This window comes from Lysobacter soli (assembly GCF_009755585.1).
Classification (GTDB): Bacteria; Pseudomonadota; Gammaproteobacteria; order Xanthomonadales; family Xanthomonadaceae; genus Lysobacter_J; species Lysobacter_J soli.
The window spans coordinates 2,027,288-2,046,824 of the sequence record NZ_CP046603.1 but is presented as its reverse complement, the minus strand read 5'-3'; the positions used below and the strand labels follow the sequence as shown (position 1 = coordinate 2,046,824).

Below are 19,537 nucleotides of genomic sequence, written 5' to 3'. Positions count from 1 at the left end.
CGATCTCATTACGCCTGCCGCGAACGTCCGCTTCTGGTCGATAGCGGACATCACGGGAGCACCGGAAAAGACCGATGCAAGGATCCGGCCAGACGCCACTGAGTTGGCGCTATGCGTGTGCCTTTGCGCGAGGCTTCAATCGGAAGCCGATCCCCAAGCGGTTGATCGCGTTCATCGCCGCAATAGTCAGCGTCAGGTCCACTAAGTCCTTCTCGGAGAACGCCGCTGCGGCCGCAGCGTACGCCGCGTCAGAGGCGTGCGTCTCGCTTACGCGCGTGACTTCTTCGGCCCACGCCAGGGCTGCCCGCTCCTGCTCCGAGAACAGGTACTCAGCCTCGTGCCAGACTGGAACAAGGACGACGGTGTCCACCGACATCCCTTCCTTGATGAGATCACGAGTATGGATGTCGATGCAATGGGCACACCCGTTCAACTGGGAAACCCGCAAGAACACCAAGTGAATCAGTTTGGCCGGCAGGGCTGTGCCCGTCGTGACGAAGTGGTGGAGGGTCCCGATTGCCTTGGCACCCTCGGGGGAAACCGTAAACCAATTAGCTCGTTTCATTGTCGAAGTCCGTGTTGAGGAGGTGCTGAGCTGCCGTTTGACAGCCCATCAATCCTATGGACGCCTAAGCGCCGCAGTTCGTGACAGGCTGGCAGCGGTGCGCGAGCAGACTTCGGGTCTTGGTTGTCCGTGGAACTTCATGAATCGGCGGCGCCCCAGAGTGCCTCCGCCGGGTCATCTGGCGGTGCCTCCGATGGCGCTAGTGGACATCCTTCAGAACGCTGTACGTCAGCTCTGCAAACCCGGTACCAACCTGCGTTGCCGAGATCAGGGCAAGGCCGGGGCTGAGAAGTCGTCGCGGGAACAACGGTTTGCCGGATCCGAGGGTCGCCGAGCCGATTTGTACGGTGATCTCGTCCAGCAATCCGGCGTCATGAAATTGCGCGGCGAGGCCACCGCCGCCCATAACCCACACATTCTTGCCGTCGGCAGCCGCGAGCATTTGAGAATGAACCGGGCGCACGTCGCCATTGGCGAACGTCACGTTGGCCCCTTCAATCGTGGGCAGCGTGCGGCTGGTGAAGACCCAGGTCGGTTGGGTGTATGGCCATGCCGATCCAGTCGCTTCGGAGACGCTGCCTGCATTGCGCAGGATCCATTCGTAAGTCGATGAGCCCATCGCGATCGCACCGACGCCATGGATGAAAGACGGATAGCTGGTCTCGTTGATGTCGCCTAGCGGAAACAACCATTCCAGTGAATCGTCTTCAGTGGCAAGAAAGCCATCGAGGCTCGACGACGTGTAGTACTGCGTTTTCAAAGCAGCGTCCTCCTTGGGAAAGGATGTGGAACCTAGGAGCCTGTCGTCTCACGGCGTGAGACCGAGGTCCGCCTCTGCCCATAGCGGACCAGCCCCTTGGACGCGCCCTTCAACGGCTATGCTTCCCGGCGAGCGACCCAGCCCCGAAAGGTGAACGCTGCGTAGAACAGTTCGGGTGTCGTGAAACCTGCACGCTCCAGCAGCGATTCCTCCTGCGCCGGTGAAAGCAGGGGTAGCCGCCTGCCGATCCCTTCCGCGGCGCGCCGCGCGTCGGCATACGCGACGCCGGAGGCTGCCGCGAACGAAGCATAGCGGCCCAGCCAGCGCGTTCTTTCCTCGGGTTCCTGCGCAATGCTGTGGTGCGCCACGACGAGCGGAGCACCTGGCTTGAGCCGCTCGCGAAGTTGCCGCAATGCATGAAGGCGTTCCTCGAGGGTGAGGAAGTGCAGGGTAAGCAGGCAGGTTGCGCCGTCGAAGGGGCCTGCAGGCGCGGCATCGATCTCCCCGTGTATGAATTCCACGCGTGACGCGAGTGGGCCAAGCGTGTTCTCCGCCAGTGCCAGCATTGGCGCGGATGGGTCCACGCCCACGAATCGCCATCCCGGCCGCGCGTTCGCAAAGGCCTTCAATTCGAGCCCGCCACCGGCGCCGAGCACCAGGATGCGGCCGTCGTCCGGTACGTGTTCGGCAAGCAGCAGGTGGGCCATGCGATGCAGGGCATGCAAACCGGGAACCTGCCGCACCGGGCCCTGCGCGTAACGCGCGACGGCGGTGGCGTCGTGGAAGGAAGACATGCAGCGGATCTCGCGAGTTGACCGTCTGCCAATTATGTAACATCATTTGTTACATGAAACGCGACAGCCGGCTATCCGCCGTTCTCCACGCATTGCTGCACATGAACGAACACGGCGCGCCGATGACCTCCGAGGCCCTGGCGCAATGCCTCGGGACGAACCCCGTTGTCGTCAGACGCACCATGGGCCTGCTGCGCGAGGCCGGGCTGGTCGCCGCCGATCGCGGGCATTCCGGCGGCTGGCGCATCGTGGCCGACCTGTCTTCCGTCAGCCTGCGCCAGTTGCACGCAGCGCTGGGCGAGCCTGCCCTGTTCGCCATCGGCAATCGCAACGAGCATCCCCAATGCCGAGTCGAACAGGCGGTCAACGCCGCGCTCGACGATGCCTTCGAACAGGCCGAATCGCTGCTGCTGCAGAAGTTCGAGTCCATCTCGCTGGCCGACTTGGCCGCCGGCTTCGCGCGCAGGCGCAAGTGCTGAGGAACGCTGCATGAAGTACGACGTCATCGTCATCGGCGGGAGTTACTCGGGCATGGCAGCGGCGCTGCAGTTGGTTCGCGCCCGGCGTAGCGTGCTGATTATCGATGCAGGGAATACACACGTATCTAGCGCACTTGATGCGCAAGAATGCACTTGATCCGGCAGGCGCAGAGATGGCGATGCAAGCCCTAGCTGACGACTGGGCGAGGCACCCGTTGGGGCGCAAACGCTATCTGGCTTGGAGAGCCGTGCGGGGAGGCGCCGCAGCGCTTCTGCAGTCAGGCATGGATCAATCGGTAGCGCTGCAAGCGTTAATCGACGAGTTGCGACGAAGGTGCCGTTGGCTGTTGCTGCAGGAAGAGACACGGCCACTCGGCCCGACCGAACACTGTTTTCTCCCCGAGCTCGGATGGCGCACACCCATGCTCGTGCGAGTTCTGCAGGAGTACAGGTTCGCTGAACCGACCGAGTACTGGACACAGCGGCCGACGTGACATTGAGCGCGCGGATGGACCGGCGGTTGCTGACGGAGGCGCTCGCTGGCGGAGCTCACAGGCATAGGTCTGACTGCCGAGACCGACACAGCCGACGTAGGACAAGTGTCCACGGCGCACATGCGGCAAAAAACGCCAGCATAAGGCGCGTGACTGTTTGTCTTCAAAGGTTAATCCGCGAGCGTGGTGCGTTCTTAAACGTATCTCGGCGCAATCCCTGTTAGGCGCTCGAATATTGTCCTGAGCACACATGCGGCGCTCGTGGTGAAACGCATCTTCTAGGAGTGGATCATTCAACGGGACGCGATTTGTGGCTTCGGATCTTTCTGAGACGCCTTCTGTGGCCTGACTGACTCGCATATCTGGTCGTGGCGGGTCGCTTTAAGTGACGAAGGACAGCTGGGCGAGGGGCCTCGTTGCGCCGGCGAATAGTCTCTTCTTGACGGACTTTTCCCTGGAAGGAACCTAGTCCAAGGCGAACCCCGCGTGGCGCGGACTGCCAGATCGAGTTCTGCGGGGTAAGGGGCCCGCCAAACGCTCAAATTGTGCGCAGGAGTCGTGTTACAGAACCGCTGGGGATCACAAGCATCAATTCGGGAAGCGCTTTCTCAGATCAGCGAGCAGCCTGCGTACGTAGTCTTGGTCGTCTGATGTGGACTCGGTTTCGACGTCGGGCAATGCGTCCACAGACTCGATGTCATGCCAATCAAACTCGATCTCATACCCATCAATTTGCCGTGAATAGGGGTCGATCTCGACCCGAATACGCGTCCTAACAAGACGGCCGTCGACGAGCACCGGAACGTCCGAATACAGCCAGTCGGTCTTCATGGTTCGGCTCTCGAGATAGGGCGACCGTGATGGTACGCCTCCTGAAGTCAGCGTGGCCGGTGACGTCATGAACAGGGAGCACTAGCCTGTCAACGCCTACGATCTGCCTTGCGCCGTGCCGCCACGGCCTTGAGATGCTTGCATGCATTTGGATCGGCCACTTCGGCGGCGCGCCCCAAAGCGCCCCGAACCAATGGCGCAGCGCACAGATATCCTCGTGACTGGTGAGCAGCACGCATAAGCGACCGGACGGAAGCTCCAAGGCGCAGTAGATGCTCGATCGCAGCAAACTGGCAAAGCCCGGATGAAACGTTCCACAGCACACGTAGCAGGCGTGAGGTTGCCGTTGGCTGTTGCTGCAGGAAGAGACACGGCCACTCGGCCCGACCGAACACTGTTTTCTCCCCGAGCTCGGATGGCGCACGCCCATGCTCGTGCGAGTTCTGCAGGAGTACAGGTTCGCTGAACCGACCGAGTACTGGACACAGCGCCCGACGTGACATTGAGCGCGGGATGGACCGGCGGTTGCTGACGGAGGCGCTCGCTGGCGGAGCTCACAGGCATAGGTCTGACTGCCGAGACCGACTCAGCCGACGTAGGACAAGTGTCCACGGCGATTCCGACAATTACGGCGCCCAGTTCGATTAATTGGGGCCTTTCCGATCTATTGAAACCAGGCGAGAACAGCCCCGCGCAGGCCCCGGAGGCCGTTTGACATAATATGCATTATGCGAAGTATGATCCCTGAGGCCGGGGCATCCTGCTTTGCCCCGGCCTGCCTGTTGGCGTCCCTGTTTACTGCCTCCAAAACCTAGATTCTGCCCCCATTGATCCGCGGGTTTTCTTGGTCCGCCAGCGAGGAAGTCACCAAGCGCTACCACCGCGCTCGCTTCAATCCCATGAGCCAGTCATGAGGTTGTTCGGCGAGTACTCGTCGAGGGTGAGTCGCTGGTTCAATGCCCGGCGGCGCCGCACAACGCGGTCGATGTGGACAGTCCACGATCTCTCGGCGCCGTGGAATGCCTGGGTCCGTTTCGAGTGGAGCTCCACGCGCGCTTCGCCGGTCACCTGGAGCACGTGCCCGTTGGCGAAGTCCGCGAACAGAAGGCCCGCGCGGCCGGTCTCCAGGATGTTGCCCAACGTATTGAAGAACATGTTCCCTGCAAAATCGGGAATCGTGAGGACGTTCCCTTCGACGAGCACAAAGCCAGGTTTGCCGCCTCTATGCGAGACATCGACCTGACGGCTCGCAACTCTACCGCCCGCGTCCGCGTAACTGGCCACGAAGAACGTGTCGGAAGTTTCCACCAGGTCGGAGGCTTCCTCATCAAGGCCTTCCAACGATTCGACCTCAAAGCCAGCATCATCCACCGTCGCTCCGATCGGGGTACGAGTCTGTATGTACTGCGGGCAGTTTCCATACGATTGCACCACCTCGACAGAGAACCCCGATTCATTGAGTTCTTCGATGCGGCCATTCAATCGGTTTCGACGTCGGGTGTGGAATTCCAGGCCGAGAAGACCGATGCAAGCGCCCTCGCGAAAACCGGCGAACGCTGGATCGTTCATCGATGGCAGCGCTTGGACCGCAAGGCGTCTTGGACTCGGCGTCTGGATGAAACCGGGCGCACCTTCGATGATCGTCGCCCAAGGCCAACCGTCGGCATCCACAAGTCCGACCATCAGTCTCGACTGTTTCTCGAAGAATTCGCGATGCTGATCGAGCATGTAGTCGCGCATCACGCGCTTGCCCACGGCCTCCATGCGGTCAACCACGCCAACCGTCGCTTGCATGGCGCGTTCACCGTCGTGCCAGGGCGAAGGCTGCGATTCGTTTGTGTGCATGGCAGTTTCTCCATTTGAGCCATCTCGGTCGCGCCGGTCGAACCACGAGCCGGTGCATCCTTGTTCTGGCGAGACTTGCGCACGTGACCGGAGAAAGCCTGGCTTTACGCGCTGCCGTTCACGATGCGCAACTGCTGTCTGCCACTGTCATACGCCAGATCGTTTGCGATTGCAGTCGCCAACGCTGCCGCACGTCCCGAAGCGCTCGTGGCGCTGGTAGGCGTTCACGACGATCCATCGGAATTGACCCGTGCCAACGGTGCCGCAGCGGATAACCCCTACCCTCTCTCGCGCGCGCTCGGCCGATACAGGCGCCACCGGGTCCCATGACCGAGGCCAAACAGATGCATCGAACCCTTCCGTCATACCCGCAATAGCTTGCCGAAACGCCCGAAGCCTGTTGCGCGGGACGGGCAGCTAGCCAGGCGGCCCGCCGCTCAACATCTCATCGGCTATGGCAAGCATGGCTCTCAACCGGTCCATGTGCCTCAGATCGTGGTGGTATCCGACCCAGACGTCCCTGGCGGGTGGCGTGCCCAGTGCCTCGATGCGCTGGAGCCCCAGGGTTCCATCGCCCAACGGGCGCGGCAGGACCGCGACGCCACGTCCACGCAGGCACATCTGCGCCTGCACGCTACGGCTCGTGCTGGTGAATACCCGCGACGATTCGGGAAATCTCTCGATAAGCCAAGCCACGTCCGGAAAATGGCTCTGTGCGGTGTTCATCAGGATGAGACCCACGGATGCCGCGTCGCGCTTCACCGCCGCAACGGTATCCGCGGTTCCGTACAAGCCATAGGGCATCGTCATGAGACGTCGCTGGACTATGTCGGGCTCGCTGAACGGGACGATGCGGAAAGCAACGTCGGCCTCGCGACGGGAAAGATCCAGCAGGCGGTAACTCGCGATGACTTCAGGAACCACTGCCGGGTGAAGTCGCCCCATTTCCACGAAGACCGGAGCAAGAACGAAGGCTGCGAACCAGTCCGCTGACGACACGCGGAGGATGCCTTCGAGCCGCTCATGGTTACCCGCCAGGCGGCGCTCCATGGACAGCGCGGAGTTCTCCATGGACTCAGCCAGCGACAGCACCCGGTCCCCTGCGTCCGTGAGCACCAGGCCATCCCTGGTCCTGCGGAAGAGCGGCTGCCCCGCCTCGTCTTCGAGCGCTTTCACCCGACGTCCTACGGTGGGATGGCTCACGCCGAGGCGCCGTGCCGCCTCACCCAGGGAGCCCGCGCGTGCGACCGCCAGGAAGATCCTGACATCGCTCCATTCCATCGCCATCAGCCGTTCAAATATGTACGCGGAATATGCAGGAATGGCAGTGCACAAACAACACTGTCAGGCCGCACCATGCCTGCCTTGCACGCCGTCTGGTCGGATCGGTCAGGTCACGGACGTCGCCCGATCGCATCGTTCCCTGGTCTGACCCGATGAACTCGTCAATCGCAATCCCGGATGCGAAGCATCCGGACTCACGTCGCTGGGTGGCGCTGGTTGTACTGCTCACGGGCACGCTGCTGCCGCCACTGGACTTCTTCATCGTCAATGTCGCGCTGCCGGCCATTCGCGAAGACCTGCGCGCCCCGTCGGACGTGTCTCAGCTCGTGGTGTCGGTGTACGCCACGGCTTACGCGGTCACTCTTGTCCTGGGTGGGCGCCTGGGCGACATCGTTGGCCGAAAGCGCGCGTTCCTCGCGGGCATGGTGGGCTTTGCAGCGGCTTCCGCCGTATGCGGGCTGGCGCCGTCATCCGACGTGCTCGTGGCAGGGAGGCTGCTGCAGGGAATGTCGGCTGCAGTGATGGCGCCGCAGTCGCTCGCTTTCATCCATGCGCTCTTCCAGGCGAGCGAGAAGAACCGCGCGCTCAGCTGGTACGGCGCGACGTTCGGACTCGCATCGGTAGCGGGCCAGGTCCTCGGCGGCCTGCTGGTGGCAGCAAGCCCATGGAATCTCGGCTGGAGGAGCGTCTTCCTGGTCAACCTCCCCGTCATCGCCGTCGCGATCCCGGCAGCACTCGTGCTGCTTCCCGAGCGCAAGGCATCGAACCCCGATCGCCTAGATATCTCGGGCGCTGCGTTGCTGGCACTGGGGCTGCTTGCCCTGGTGGTTCCCCTCATCGAGGGACGCGAGCATGGCTGGCCGACGTGGAGCCTGGGCGCGCTGGCCCTGGCGCCGCTGTTGTTGGCCGCTTTCTGGCGCTACCAGAATGCCCGGGAGCGATCGGGCGCCTCGACACTGGTATCGCCCATGGCGCTTTCATCCCGCGGGCTACGACGCACTCTCCTGTCGACGCTGTTCTTCTATGCGCTCGCGGCCTTCTTTCTTACCTTTTCGGTCTATCAGCAAATCGGGCTGGACCGCAGTCCGCTCGCGGCGGGCATCGCGATCCTGCCGCTAGGCTTCGGACTCCTTTGCGGTGCGCTGGCTGGTCCTTGGGTCGCGCGATGGCTGCACGCACGGACAGCCGCGTTCGGCATGGGTCTGGAAGCGGCCGGGCTGGCGATCACGGCCATGCTGGTGGCATTCGCCAAACCCTCGTGGCTGCCCCTACCCCTCTTCCTGATAGGGGTTGGACAAGGAATCGCGCACCCGGCACTCGTGCGGCTCAACGTGGATCAAGTGGAAGCAAGGTGGGCTGGGCTCGCGGCGGGCGTGGTCAGCGCCGTTCTGCAGATCAGCGCTGCACTTTCGGTCGCGCTGGTGGGCGGCGTGTTCTTCTCGTTGGCGCCCGATGGTGCGAGCGCAAAGGACGTCGCCGATGGGTTCTCGGCAGCCTCTACCATCATGGCGTTCGCGTTGGCATTCGCGGCAGCCCTCGCCTGGAGGCGGGATGCCAGGAGGCCATCCGACGTGTGAAGGGATGAGCATCTTCGCCCGCGTTCCGGTGTCGGGCATTTCGGCCCGGACTCGGAGACGGTCGGAGGCGTCAAGCGATACCTACATCCTCCCCCACTGCCCGCTGCGTTTCATCGCGCCCCATTGATGCTTGCGTCGCGACATCCATTGCCACATGCCGCGGCAACGCCACAGCGTATTGAGCTGGCGATAGCCGAAGTTCTCCAGCACCGCCATCGCGAACAGCCACAGCATGTCGCGGCTGCGGTTGTAGACGCGGAAGGAAAGCGCCTCCAGCAACAGGCCGTTGACCGACAGCAGGATGCCCATGCCGAGCGCAACGGCGATGAACACGGTGAACGCCACGGGCGACACCCAGCCCATGAGGAAGCCGACGATCATGAAGACGTAGCCGGTCAGCTCGATCAACGGTCCGACCCATTCGAACAACGCCATGAAGGGCCACGCGAGGTAGCCCGCCGCGCCCGCACGCCAGCCGAATCGCCACGGCGGGTGGAACATCAGGCTTTCGGCCAGACCGCGCTGCCATCGCGACCGTTGCCGCCCCAGCGTGCCGAGATCTTCCGGCGCCTCGGTCCAGCAGATGGGATCGGGCAGATAGCGGATGCGGTACGCGATGCGCTTGCGCCGATGCCAGCGGTGCAGCCGCACGACCAGTTCCATGTCTTCGCCGACCGTGTCGGTGCGATAACCGCCCACGGCTTCCACGCGCGCGCGATCGAACAGCCCGAATGCGCCGGAAATGATCAGCACGCCGTTCAGCGGCGACCAGCCCAGGCGCCCGAACAGGAACGCGCGCAGGTATTCGATGATCTGCATGCGCGCGAGCAGGTTGCGAGGCAGGCCCGATTTCACCAGGAAGCCGCCGCGCACTTCCGATCCGTTGGCGATGCGCACGGTGCCGCCGGCGGCGACGGTCCTTTCGTCCTCGATGAAGGGCTGCACGATGCGCAGCAGGCTGTCGCGCTGGAGGATCGAGTCCGCGTCGACCGCGCAGAACAGCCGGTTGCGCGCGACGTTGATGCCGACGTTGAGCGCATCGGCCTTGCCACCGTTCTCCTTGTCGATCACGCGCAGGTTGCCGTAGCGCAGTGAGCGATAGACGCCGCGGATCGGCTTGTGCGGCACCGCGCGGCGCACGACCTCCGGGTGCGGGACGAGTTCGAATTCCTCCACCAGCGTCGCGAGCGTGCCGTCCTTCGAGCCGTCGTTGATCACGACCACTTCGAAGTCCGGGTACTGCAATTGCAGCATCGAGCGCACCGACGTGCGGATCGTCGCTTCCTCGTTGTAGCCCGGCACCAATAGCGAGATCGCCGGCTCGATGCCGAGGTACGGCGCGTCGGTGCCGTACTCGGCGCGCTGGCGCATGTAGCTGCGCAGACTCAGCATCGACAGCAGGTTGAGCACGAGGTAGCCGCCATTGAGCAGCACGAAGTAGCCGATGAAGAACAGCTGCAGGGCGAAGAGGAACTCGCCGCTCATGCGCGTCCCGCCCTCATCGCGCGCTCGGCGCGGGCGCGCTCCAGCGCTTCACGTCCGTAGCGGTCCTCCACGCGCGGCAGCAGCGACTGCAGCGCGCCGTCGTCCATGCGCGGAAGCGCGGCCAGCGTGTCGGCGACTTCCCGGCGCACCCACCAGCTCTGGTCGGCGAGCGCGGGAAGCAGCACCTCGATGTCGGACAGATCCGCCGACGCCCGCAACGCCTGGGCGGCGGTGAGGCGCACGGCGGGGTCCTCGTCGCGCAGCGAGCGGACGATCAGCGGCTTGTCGCGTGGATCCCCCAGCTCGCCCAGCGCCTTGAGCGAGGCCTGCCGGTTGCGTGCATCAGCGTCGCCCAACGCGCGTTCGCGCGCCCAGGGTGCCGCACGCACGGGATCGGCGAAGGCGAGCAGCGGTGCGAGTCGGGCCAACGCGCGTGCATCGGCGCGTGCGAGCAGATCGAGCAGCGCGTCGGTGACGGCATCACGTCCGGCCTGGCGACACAGCGCGACCAGGCGCTGCCCGCCCCAGTGCTCGCCTTCCAGCGCGATCGGCAGCACCGTTCGCGTCGCTCGTGGTGCGTCCATCGCGATCAGCGCCTGCGCGGCGGCGAATGCGACGAACGGATTGCGTCCGTGGGCGAGCGGTTCGACCGCCTCCCAGTGCGCGGGGTCGCCGAGATGACGCAGGGTTTCCAGCGCGACAAGGCGATTGCGCACGCCGGGAAACCGCAGCAGTCGCAATGCGTACTCGTCGAGCCCGAGCGAGAGCAGCAGCCGGTTCAGCCGCGACGTCGCCTCGCCGCGCAGCTTGCGTTGCAGCTTGTTCCACAACATGAGCCACCACAGGCGCCTGCGGCCCCTGGGCGCCGGCAGGTCGCAGGCGATGTCGTTGTCCAGGCTCGCCATCGCCATGTGCGGGCGCCATTGGCGATCGAACGCCTCGCGGGCACGACGCTGCCGCGTCGCCAGCGTGGAAAGCACCAGCACCTGGAGCAGCACCAGGACGGTGACGACCGCGAGCAGCGAGGCGATCAGGCTGGCCAGCCGGAGCAGCGGATCCACCGGTAGCCAGCTGGTCCATTCCATCGTCAGAAGCGCCGTTCCAGCCCGATGCCGATGCCGCGGCGCGTGTACAGATCGCCCTGCTCTACCACGCCGGCATTCCACAGCCATGACCACCGCTGCGCGAAGACATGGCGCCCGAACAGCACCGCGCCGCGCACGTCGCTGGCGACCACGCCCGTGTCGACCAGCGCCGCCTCACGCCCGAACGCCAGTTGCAGGCCGATCTCGCTGCCGTCGCCGTACGCACGCGCCAGGCGCACGTCGTGTCCGGGCGAATGCGTGTCGCGAAGTCGCGTCAGGTTGAACGTGTACGCCGCGCGCCACTGGCTCCAGTAGCGCTCCACGCCCACCGCGAGCCGGTCGACGCGCGTGTCGGGATAGTCGCTCGTGCGCAGGCTCGCGCTCCCGATCCAGCCATGCGCGAAGGTGTGCTGCACGCGCAGGTCCGCGTAGTAGCGCGGCAGGAAATCGGCGTCGGGCACCACGCCCACTTCGGGCTGCAACAGCCAGGTATCGCCGAGCGGCAGCAACGCACCGGCTTCGACGCCGACGTCGTCGAGGTCGAAGCGCCGGTCGGCGGTGATCGCGCCGTAGCCACCGAATCTTCCGCGCTGCGAACTTGATGCATCCACGCGCACGCCGCTCCAGTCGTCGTAGGCGCCATCCAGCCAGTCGTGGCGCGCCGACAGCGAGACGGTGCGCCGTCGCTCTGGCGTCTGCGGCGCCGCTGCGCGCGGCGCGTCGGTGGGCGACGGCAGCAACGGCTCGGGCGAAACGGCGGCGGCCTGCGCGGCGCGCGCCTGCGCAAGCGCGGGTCCGATGTCCGCGTAGTCCGGCGCGAGACGCTGCGCGCGCGCGAGCACCTCGATGGCCTCTTCGTTGCGTCCCGCCCAGCCGAGGGCCTGACCGTAACCCAGCAGGTAATCGACGTTGTCGGGCGCACGCGCCAGCAGGCGCTCGTACAGCGGCAACGCGCGCGTCGGCTCGCCGTTCCATGCATGCGTCCGCGCGAGCAGGAACATCGCGTCCGCATCGTCGGGCGCGACCGCCAGGCGTTGTTCGAGCACCCGCGCGGCGTCGGCGTACTTCCGGAGTTCGATCAGCGCCTGCGCCTGCTCGACCGTCTGCGCGTTCGCCGTGCAGAAGGTCATCGCCAGTCCCAGCACCGAAAGCCGGGCCGCGTCGCGCAACCTCACAGCGATCGCCTCAACAGGCGCCGGATGCGTGCCATCAGTTCCTCGGGCTGGAACGGCTTGGTGACGTAATCGTCGGCACCGATCTCCAGCGCACGCACGATGTCCGCTTCGCGCGCCTTGGCCGTGAGCATCAGCACGGGAACGGAGGTCCACTGCGGCTGCGCGCGGAGGCGTTCGACCAGTTCCAGGCCGTCGCGGAACGGCAACATGAAGTCCATGAGCACCAGGTCGGGCACCGCGCCGGTCTGGATGCGTTCCAGCCCGGCCCGTCCGTCGGCCAGGTGTTCGACCGTGAATCCGTTTCGCTCGAGCAGGTAACGGACGATCAGTGCGATGTCTTCCTCGTCCTCGATCATCAGGACATGGGTGGCGGAGCTCATCCGGTCTCCTCTTTCTGCGCGCCGCCGGCCGGCCAGTGGCGCAAGGTATCCAGGATCAGGGTCGCAAGCTCGCGGGCATGGTGGCGTGATTTCACCAGCCGGCGCAGCACGGCGCGGCTCTCGGCGAGGCCGCCGTCCTGGGCGGAAAAGATGATCACCGGCGTGGGCGGCCGCGCGCGCGCGAGTTCTTCGAGCAGCTCCGATCCATCGCCGTCGGGCAGCTTCAGGTCGAGGATCACCAGGTCGTGCCGTCGCTGCGAGAGCTGCTCGCGCGCCTGCGCCAGCGAACCGGCCGCGTGCAGGTTGAGGCCTTGGCCCTGCAGCAGCGTCCGCAGCAGCGCGCACACGTCCTCGTCGTCTTCCACGTGCAGGACTTCGAAGCGCCGGGACGGATCGCGCAGCGTGGTGCGCACCGCTTCGGCCACCTGCTCCGGATCCAGGGGCTTGCCGAGCCAGTCGACCACGCCGACGGCGCCGCCGCGCAATCCGTCGGAGTCCACCGAAGGCGGACGTATCCCCAGCAGCAGCACGGGCAACGAGCGGAACTCCGGCTCGGAGCGCAGTTCACGCAGCACGCCGCGCGCGGACGTGCCCGCCGATCCCAGGTCGATCGCCAGCGCCTTCGCGTTGGGCGATTGGAGCAGCTCGCGCGCACGTGCGATGTCGTTGGCGAGCAGCGTCCGGTAGCCGTGCTCGCGCAGCACGCGCGCGAGTTCGTCGGCCAGCGCCGATTCGTCCTGCAGCAGCACGACGTACGGCGTGAGGTCGTCGGCCGCCTTGGATGGCGCGGGATCGTTCAGGCGCATCGCTTCGGGCAACCAGACGAAGAAGCGCGTGCCCTGCCCCGTTTCGGTCTCGAAACCGATGCGCCCGGACATCTTCTCCACCAGCGACTGCGTGATCGCCAGGCCCAGGCCCGTTCCGCCGCGACGCCGGACGTCGGACGCGTCGGCCTGCGCGAAACGTTCGAAGACACGCGGACGGAAGTTTTCGGGAATGCCTTCGCCGTGGTCGCGCACGTCGATCTGCAGCCCCTCGTCGCGACGCGTCACCGACACCTCCACGACACCGCCGGCATGCGAATGCTTGATCGCGTTGGACAGCAGGTTCGCCATCACCTGCGCGAAGCGGTCCACGTCCACTTCCACGACGCCGTCGTCGCCGGGGCCGAACTCGACCGTCACCTCGAACTCGCGCGCATAGGTCGCGATCTGGTCGATCGACTGGGCCACCATCGCGCGCAGCGGCAAACGGTGCGTCTGCAGCGACAGGCCGCCCCATTGCAGCTTCTCGATGTCGAGGATGTCGTTGATCAGCCGCACGAGCCGTTCGGTGTTCTTGTGCGCGATCTCCAGCAACGGCCGCACGGAATCGGGCAGCTCGCCGGCGGTCCCGCCCACCACCAGCCCGAGCGCCCCGCGGATTGAGGTCAGCGGCGTGCGCAACTCGTGACTGATGGTCGAGATGAACTCGTCCTTCATCCGCTCCATGCGCTGCTGCGCGGAGACGTCGATCACCACCGTGAGCACCTGGCGCTGGCCGTCGGAGCGCACGAGTGGGCGCTTGAGCACCTGCATCCAGCGCTCCTGCTCGCGCACGTCGACGATCCGCACGCGGTCGGCACGCCATTCGTCCTCGCCCTGCAGCAGCGCGTCGTCGGCCTGCAAGAGGGGTTCGATGATGCGCTGGCCCGCAAGGTCCGACGGGCGGCGCCCTTCCACCTGCGACGGCGTGAGCCCCATGGTCGCGGCGAACGCGATGTTGCACAGCGTGAATCGCCCGCCCGCGCTGCGCACGAAGACGAGGCTTTCGTCGGAATCGACGATCGCGCGAAGGAAGTCGTGCTGGTCGCGCAGGGCGCGTTCCTGCACGATGAACTCGGTGACCTCGCGCACGATCGCCAGATGCCCGTCGTCGATGGCGACCAGGCGCGCCTCGAACACCTGGCCGCTGGCTTCCTGCGCGGTGAGCGTGTGCACGGCGCTGTCGGCCTGCACGTGCGGCAAGGCGGAGCGGATCGCGACCAGCAGCGCCGGCGGCAACGTCGCCCCGTAATCGCTCGACAGAAGGCGCGGGTTGCCGTTCGTGTCGAACTGCCACAGCAGGTCGGGAATCGCGTCGAGGATCGCCCGCTGCCGCGCCTCGCCCGCGCGCGCCAGGTGCAATGCCTCCCGACGCTGCACGAGGCTGCGGTGCACGGAAAGAAGCGCCGCGGCGAGCAGCACCAGCGCCACCGCCGTTCCCCACGTCGTCCAGCGACGGAATTCCGCGACGCGGCGTTCGACGGCGCGGCCCTCGACAATCATGCGTTCGCGTTCAGCGGCTTCCAGCTCGCCCAGCAGCGAGCGCACGCGGTCCATCGCCTCCTTGCCGCCCGCCTGCGCCACGCTCTGTGATGCCGCTTCCAGCCCGGCGCGACGACGCAGGTCGACGTTCACTTTTGCCAGCCGCAGGCGTTCGTCGATGTCGTGGTTGGCCCTGCCCCACCAGGCCGCGTCCCGCTGGCTGCCGGCCAGCTCCCGCAGCCGCGCACGCGCCTGAACCAGTCGCCGGTTTCCGTCGTGATACGGCTGCAGGAACGCGTCCGCGCCGGTGATCACGTAACCGCGCATGCCGGTTTCCACGTCCTGCAACGCGGACAGGGTGTCCTGCACGGTGGTGAGCACTTCGGCGCTGCGCGAGAAGGCCTGGTTCGATCGAAGCAGGTCCTCCTGCGTCCGCCGCGCCTGCGCCAGCAGCAACAGGATGACCAGCAACGCGAGTCCGAATCCGATGTTGTGTAAGCGAATCCTTGGCTTGCCCACGCCTCGCTTCCCTCGATCGCCGGCGCGTCCACCGGCGGCGCGATCCTGCCATGTCGGCGGTTCCACGGTGGTGAAGGTTGCCGATCGATGGCGAGCGAACGCTCCCCTCGCCTGCCACGGATACCGCCGGAGTTCGACGCCGCCTCCACGTTGCTAAACCGATTTTCAACGCGCGCATGCCCGTCGTTCGCGGGCCTTGAAAACCATCGGCGCGAACCTACTCCCATCGCCGGACGGAATGACCGTCCCTTGCCAATTGGAGACCCAGCCATGAACGAGATGGTTCGCAATCCCCAGTGGCCCGCGCAGGGATCGATGAAGGATCCGGTCAAGCAGATCTTCGACCGCCTCTTCGAGGGGAGCCTGTTCCAGAACACCGCCGACGAGTCGTCGGTCGTCACCAGCCAGTGGGTGCCGCGCGTGGACATCAAGGAAGAAGCCGATCGCTTCCTGCTCTACGCCGACATCCCCGGCGTCGATCCGCAGGACATCGAGGTGCAGATGGACAAGGGCCTGCTGACGATCAAGGGCGAACGCCGCGAGGAGAAGGTGCACGAAACCGAACGGTACTCACGCATCGAGCGACGACACGGCCTCTTCCACCGCCGCTTCGCGCTGCCCGACAGCGCCGATCCGGATGGCATCACGGCATCGGGGCACAACGGCGTGCTGACCATCAGCATCCCCAAGCGTCCCGAATCGACGCCCCGGCGCATCCAGGTCGGGGCCGTCCTCAACTCCTGAGCCCGGCCGGAGCACGCGCATGGACAGAAGCACCGAAGAAGCCATGTGCAGCCTGCAGGCGCAGGTACACGTCCAGGGATTGGCGCTGCGTGCGCTGGCTGCCACGCATCCGGATCCGACCGCGCTGCTGGCCGCGTGGCGGAACATTCTGGCGGACGCTGAAGCCGGACCGATTTCGGTACGCGAGCGCGACAGCGCCTATCTCGACGAACTCTGCCGGATTCGTGCGGAGGACTGGACCGCCGAGCTGGTCGACCTCACGTTGCCCAGGCTCGACGCCGCACGGATTGCGGTGTCCGACGGCAGCGTGGTCCCCGTTGCGACGGCCGGAGGAATGAAAGGCTCGACCGGGCCTGCGTAGTCGAAGGACGCATGAGGGGCGGAGGAACGATCCTCCGCCCCTTGTTTGACCTTGCCGCGGCCGGCCCGTCAGGGCCACGTCCCTTGTGCGCCCGCCGGCCACGGACTCGGGATACAGGCCACCTGTTCATCGTGATTCTGGCCTGCCCTTTGCAGCCGACCTGCCGGGCGCACCGGCTTCGCATGCGGCCCTGCTGCGCTCAAGTTCCCACTGCCAGCCCGGACCACACGCAACGTCTTCGTGCAGGATGCGGGAAATCTCGGCGAGCGCCTCGGGGCTTTCTTCCAGGTCGTGGCCGTAACGCACCACCAGCGTCGACTGCGCGCCGTCGAGCAGCGTGCTCGCGACGGGCACGACGCCATCGGATTCGAAGTCGTAACGCGGCAACGCGCCGGCGATCGTGTGATAGGTGATTCCTTCCCGCGGCATCAGGCGCTCGCCCGCGGCGCGCACCGGTTGCGCGCTCTGCAACGTCGAGATGCTGTTGACCCAGCCGCGCAGGTATCGATCCAGCAGTACGGGCTGGACCGCCTCGGGATTGGCCTGCGCGACGCGTCGCAGCGACTGGATTTCAGGCGCGCGCCGACCAACGAGCACACGGGCCACGCGGCCGAACCAGCGCGTCGCCGCAGGACTTCCGCGATGGGGCGCCGCCAGGAAGATCGCCCGGCCGACGCCGGGATACGCCGTGAAGTGGAAAGTCGCGTCCACGATCGCCAGGTCCGACGGCGCAGCCTGCATCCGGCCTGCATCGGTCACGAAGGCCGCGTTCCAGAGCACGTCGCCGCTGTCCGAGCAGAGCATGCGCGCGACCACGCCGCCGAGGCTGTGGCCGACCAGCACCATGTTCGACCGCGCGAAGTCGTCGCCCTCCGGATCCAGCGCCTTCCAGGCCGCGTCGAGATATCCCTGCACGCGCAGCCGGTTCACGAGCAGCGGCGCGTTCGTCTGGTAGACGACATGCCACACCTGGTAGCGCGAACGCAGCGCCGCGTCGCCCCATATCTCGTTCGACAGCCCCGCCCACATCAGCGGGCTGCTGCCCAGCCCGTGGATCATGACAAGCGGTTTCTTGTCCGGATCGTAATCCTCGAGCAGGAAGACGCCCGCGCGCCGTCCGACTTCACGCCCGCCGAACAGACCCCAGACCCCGAGACGATGCAATTTCGAGGTTTGCGCGCCCCGCGCCCACGCGGCGGAGGTGTCGCTGGCGAGTAAATAGTGCGACGCGCCGATCGTCACCTGCGGCGTTCGTAGCGGATCGGAAAGGACCAGGACCGGGCGGCCGTGCGCATCCGTCTCGACCCACGCGGTCGCTCCCCGGAACACGCCTTCCGGCGGCAGCAGCGAGCACACCGGGGCGTCCTCGCAGCGCTTGCCGAGTAGCGCCAAGGGCACGCCGAAGCCGTCCGTGCTGTAGCGCTTTCCGCGATACACCTCCATCGACACCTGGCGCGCCAGCGTCACGTCGAGCGGCGGCACCAGGTACGGCGAGAGCTGGCGGAACTCGACGCTCAGCTCCGTGCCCGCCACTCGCAGCGGTCCTTCGCTCCACGACCGGTTCTGCGTAAGCGCGTAGACCAGGAAGTCGTCGGTGCATCTTGTTGCGAGGCTGGCCATGTCGTTCGACGACGCAGCCCCGCCCTTCAAGGCGTCGTACGCGTGTGCGGCGCAGAGCAACCACGCTCGTCCGGCGGCTGCCGGCGTGGACGCGCGGCGGGCGGAATTCGCCCATGCGCGCGCGGCGTCTTCGTGAGCTTCCACCGTCGCCGGCTGAAGCTGCGGGGACTTGCCGGGCGATTCCCCCAGCGATCGGCACGCCACCGGCGCCAGCGCGAGCACCACGATGGCAAGCCGCATCAACGCAATGCGCGAGCGTGGACTCATGTGTGTTCGCCTCGCCGGACCAGCGTCGTGGTTGGTTTTGGAGCCGCAGGGGAAGTCTATCGGAGGTCCCTGGGGGCGGAAGGGTGTGGTCGATCCCCGCCGTACACCGCGTCGGCATCCGCCGGACCCCCGACGACTCCCGACGGGTTTGTATCGAAACGTATCCGCCCTGCCCGACGACACGTTTTGCGTCGGGGCGTCGGCGCGCGCGACACAAGCCCGATACCGGGCGTGGCTGAAATGCGCACCAACGCCGATGGCCTTCCCTTGCAGGAACGACGATGTCCACCTCCCTCTCCCGCCGTGCCGCCCCGCCCTTCTTCTCCCGCGTGGATGGCGTCGGGCAATGGCTTTCGCCGCTGGGCCTGCGCGTGCTGCTGGCCTGGGAGTTCTTCGAGGCCGGCCTGGAAAAGCTGCACGGCGCCAACTGGTTCGCCGACCTCGGGGACAAGTTTCCGCTCCCGTTCTCGCTGTTCAGCGCGAACGTCAACTGGAATGCCGCCATGTGGCTGGAACTGGCCGGCGGCGTCGCGCTGCTGCTCGGACTGGGCACGCGTTACGTCGCGGCCGCGCTGTTCGTGCTGACCGTCGTGGCGACCTACGCCGTGCACTGGCCGTCCGACTGGTCGAACGTCGGCGAGCTGCTGCAGGGCTACGCGATCACTAACGACGGCTTCGGCAACTACAAGCTGCCGCTGATCTACCTGGTGATGCTCGTTCCGCTGATGCTCAACGGCGGTGGCCGCCTGAGTGTGGACCGGCTGATCGCCTGGTGGAGTTCGCCGGCCTCGACGACGAGCGCCGACGCCACCGCCTGGGGCGCCGTCCTGCTCGGCATCGGCGCAGCGGTGTCGCTCCTGTTGCCGGTCGCCGGTGGCGCGCTGGCCCTCGTCGGCGCGGGACTGCTCGCCTGGAACCGCGCTCGCGGCGACTCCGGACGCGAACTCGTCAACGCCTGATCCGCACACCTCCATTTCCTCGCGCCGC

General features: G+C 66.1%; 17 protein-coding genes and 1 pseudogene. 6 read left to right on the top strand and 12 right to left on the bottom strand.

The features are described from left to right. Positions 1 to 109 precede the first annotated feature (109 nt). The 3 genes from GOY17_RS09255 to GOY17_RS09245 form a co-directional block, all read right to left on the bottom strand. Positions 110 to 565 carry a carboxymuconolactone decarboxylase family protein gene (locus tag GOY17_RS09255; protein WP_157030162.1) on the bottom strand — a complete coding sequence of 152 codons (456 nt, stop codon included), beginning with the start codon at positions 563 to 565 and terminating at the stop codon, positions 110 to 112. Between the two features lie 199 nt (positions 566 to 764). Beyond that, positions 765 to 1,325 (bottom strand): dihydrofolate reductase family protein, encoded by a 561-nt coding sequence (locus tag GOY17_RS09250; protein ID WP_157030161.1) that lies wholly within the window; start codon positions 1,323 to 1,325, stop codon positions 765 to 767. A gap of 116 nt (positions 1,326 to 1,441) precedes the next feature. Continuing rightward, positions 1,442 to 2,119, bottom strand: a complete 678-nt coding sequence (locus GOY17_RS09245; RefSeq protein ID WP_157030160.1) for a class I SAM-dependent methyltransferase — start codon at positions 2,117 to 2,119, stop codon at positions 1,442 to 1,444. A gap of 53 nt (positions 2,120 to 2,172) precedes the next feature. On the opposite strand from GOY17_RS09245, the gene GOY17_RS09240 reads away from it, so the two are divergent. Then, positions 2,173 to 2,598 carry an Rrf2 family transcriptional regulator gene (locus GOY17_RS09240; protein WP_157031669.1) on the top strand — a complete coding sequence of 142 codons (426 nt, stop codon included), beginning with the start codon at positions 2,173 to 2,175 and terminating at the stop codon, positions 2,596 to 2,598. Positions 2,599 to 2,608: 10 nt separating this feature from the next. Then, positions 2,609 to 2,710, top strand: a pseudogene (locus tag GOY17_RS09235) (NAD(P)-binding protein); the annotation flags it as partial. A 970-nt stretch (positions 2,711 to 3,680) separates the two neighbouring features. On the opposite strand, the gene GOY17_RS09230 reads toward GOY17_RS09235, so the two are convergent. The 3 genes from GOY17_RS09230 to GOY17_RS09220 all read right to left on the bottom strand — a co-directional run bounded on the left by GOY17_RS09230 (position 3,681) and on the right by GOY17_RS09220 (position 7,055). Next, the gene (locus tag GOY17_RS09230; RefSeq protein WP_157030159.1) at positions 3,681 to 3,923 is read right to left on the bottom strand and encodes a hypothetical protein; all 243 of its coding nucleotides are present in this window, start codon (positions 3,921 to 3,923) and stop codon (positions 3,681 to 3,683) included. 891 nt (positions 3,924 to 4,814) lie between these two features. Next, positions 4,815 to 5,768, bottom strand: coding sequence for a pyridoxamine 5'-phosphate oxidase family protein (locus GOY17_RS09225; protein ID WP_157030158.1), 954 nt, complete (start codon positions 5,766 to 5,768; stop codon positions 4,815 to 4,817). 417 nt (positions 5,769 to 6,185) lie between these two features. Beyond that, positions 6,186 to 7,055 (bottom strand): LysR family transcriptional regulator, encoded by an 870-nt coding sequence (locus GOY17_RS09220; RefSeq protein ID WP_232338572.1) that lies wholly within the window; start codon positions 7,053 to 7,055, stop codon positions 6,186 to 6,188. A 149-nt stretch (positions 7,056 to 7,204) separates the two neighbouring features. On the opposite strand from GOY17_RS09220, the gene GOY17_RS09215 reads away from it, so the two are divergent. Further along, entirely contained in the window at positions 7,205 to 8,629 is a 1,425-nt protein-coding gene (locus GOY17_RS09215; RefSeq protein WP_157030157.1) for an MFS transporter, read from the top strand. A gap of 81 nt (positions 8,630 to 8,710) precedes the next feature. Here GOY17_RS09215 and GOY17_RS09210 read toward each other — a convergent pair whose 3' ends face one another. The 5 genes from GOY17_RS09210 to GOY17_RS09190 are packed head-to-tail and all read right to left on the bottom strand — an operon-like array spanning position 8,711 to position 15,510. Further along, positions 8,711 to 10,114, bottom strand: coding sequence for a glycosyltransferase family 2 protein (locus GOY17_RS09210; RefSeq protein WP_157030156.1), 1,404 nt, complete (start codon positions 10,112 to 10,114; stop codon positions 8,711 to 8,713). Continuing rightward, the gene (locus tag GOY17_RS09205) at positions 10,111 to 11,199 is read right to left on the bottom strand and encodes a HEAT repeat domain-containing protein (RefSeq protein WP_198173885.1); all 1,089 of its coding nucleotides are present in this window, start codon (positions 11,197 to 11,199) and stop codon (positions 10,111 to 10,113) included. The genes GOY17_RS09210 and GOY17_RS09205 overlap by 4 nt, the downstream gene beginning before the upstream one ends. 2 nt (positions 11,200 to 11,201) lie before the next feature. After that, positions 11,202 to 12,374: a YaiO family outer membrane beta-barrel protein gene (locus GOY17_RS09200; RefSeq protein WP_157030154.1), complete on the bottom strand. Its 1,173-nt coding sequence runs from the start codon at positions 12,372 to 12,374 to the stop codon at positions 11,202 to 11,204. Continuing rightward, entirely contained in the window at positions 12,371 to 12,754 is a 384-nt protein-coding gene (locus GOY17_RS09195; protein ID WP_157030153.1) for a response regulator transcription factor, read from the bottom strand. The genes GOY17_RS09200 and GOY17_RS09195 overlap by 4 nt, the downstream gene beginning before the upstream one ends. Beyond that, a complete protein-coding gene (locus tag GOY17_RS09190) occupies positions 12,751 to 15,510 on the bottom strand; it encodes an ATP-binding protein (protein WP_198173884.1) in 2,760 nt (919 codons plus the stop codon). The genes GOY17_RS09195 and GOY17_RS09190 overlap by 4 nt, the downstream gene beginning before the upstream one ends. 318 nt (positions 15,511 to 15,828) lie before the next feature. Between GOY17_RS09190 and GOY17_RS09185 the strand changes: the two genes are divergently transcribed. Both GOY17_RS09185 and GOY17_RS09180 read left to right on the top strand, forming a co-directional pair. Next, complete coding sequence (locus GOY17_RS09185) at positions 15,829 to 16,302, top strand: Hsp20/alpha crystallin family protein (RefSeq protein WP_157030151.1); 474 nt, start codon at positions 15,829 to 15,831, stop codon at positions 16,300 to 16,302. 19 nt (positions 16,303 to 16,321) lie between these two features. After that, positions 16,322 to 16,663 (top strand): hypothetical protein, encoded by a 342-nt coding sequence (locus GOY17_RS09180; RefSeq protein WP_157030150.1) that lies wholly within the window; start codon positions 16,322 to 16,324, stop codon positions 16,661 to 16,663. 126 nt (positions 16,664 to 16,789) lie between these two features. Here GOY17_RS09180 and GOY17_RS09175 read toward each other — a convergent pair whose 3' ends face one another. Beyond that, positions 16,790 to 18,550 carry an esterase/lipase family protein gene (locus tag GOY17_RS09175; RefSeq protein ID WP_157030149.1) on the bottom strand — a complete coding sequence of 587 codons (1,761 nt, stop codon included), beginning with the start codon at positions 18,548 to 18,550 and terminating at the stop codon, positions 16,790 to 16,792. Positions 18,551 to 18,831: 281 nt separating this feature from the next. Between GOY17_RS09175 and GOY17_RS09170 the strand changes: the two genes are divergently transcribed. Then, positions 18,832 to 19,509: an HvfX family Cu-binding RiPP maturation protein gene (locus tag GOY17_RS09170; protein ID WP_157030148.1), complete on the top strand. Its 678-nt coding sequence runs from the start codon at positions 18,832 to 18,834 to the stop codon at positions 19,507 to 19,509. Positions 19,510 to 19,537 lie beyond the last annotated feature (28 nt).

Bases quoted from the DNA above. Each gene is read 5' to 3' on its own strand.
- GOY17_RS09210 (WP_157030156.1), bottom strand. From the start codon at position 10,114: ATGAGCGGCGAGTTCCTCTTCGCCCTGCAGCTGTTCTTCATCGGCTAC.
- GOY17_RS09175 (WP_157030149.1), bottom strand. From the start codon at position 18,550: ATGAGTCCACGCTCGCGCATTGCGTTGATGCGGCTTGCCATCGTGGTG.
- GOY17_RS09180 (WP_157030150.1), top strand. From the start codon at position 16,322: ATGGACAGAAGCACCGAAGAAGCCATGTGCAGCCTGCAGGCGCAGGTA.
- GOY17_RS09195 (WP_157030153.1), bottom strand. From the start codon at position 12,754: ATGAGCTCCGCCACCCATGTCCTGATGATCGAGGACGAGGAAGACATC.
- GOY17_RS09205 (WP_198173885.1), bottom strand. From the start codon at position 11,199: ATGGAATGGACCAGCTGGCTACCGGTGGATCCGCTGCTCCGGCTGGCC.
- GOY17_RS09245 (WP_157030160.1), bottom strand. From the start codon at position 2,119: ATGTCTTCCTTCCACGACGCCACCGCCGTCGCGCGTTACGCGCAGGGC.
- GOY17_RS09255 (WP_157030162.1), bottom strand. From the start codon at position 565: ATGAAACGAGCTAATTGGTTTACGGTTTCCCCCGAGGGTGCCAAGGCA.
- GOY17_RS09240 (WP_157031669.1), top strand. From the start codon at position 2,173: ATGAAACGCGACAGCCGGCTATCCGCCGTTCTCCACGCATTGCTGCAC.
- GOY17_RS09185 (WP_157030151.1), top strand. From the start codon at position 15,829: ATGAACGAGATGGTTCGCAATCCCCAGTGGCCCGCGCAGGGATCGATG.
- GOY17_RS09225 (WP_157030158.1), bottom strand. From the start codon at position 5,768: ATGCACACAAACGAATCGCAGCCTTCGCCCTGGCACGACGGTGAACGC.
- GOY17_RS09230 (WP_157030159.1), bottom strand. From the start codon at position 3,923: ATGAAGACCGACTGGCTGTATTCGGACGTTCCGGTGCTCGTCGACGGC.
- GOY17_RS09170 (WP_157030148.1), top strand. From the start codon at position 18,832: ATGTCCACCTCCCTCTCCCGCCGTGCCGCCCCGCCCTTCTTCTCCCGC.
- GOY17_RS09220 (WP_232338572.1), bottom strand. From the start codon at position 7,055: ATGGCGATGGAATGGAGCGATGTCAGGATCTTCCTGGCGGTCGCACGC.
- GOY17_RS09215 (WP_157030157.1), top strand. From the start codon at position 7,205: ATGAACTCGTCAATCGCAATCCCGGATGCGAAGCATCCGGACTCACGT.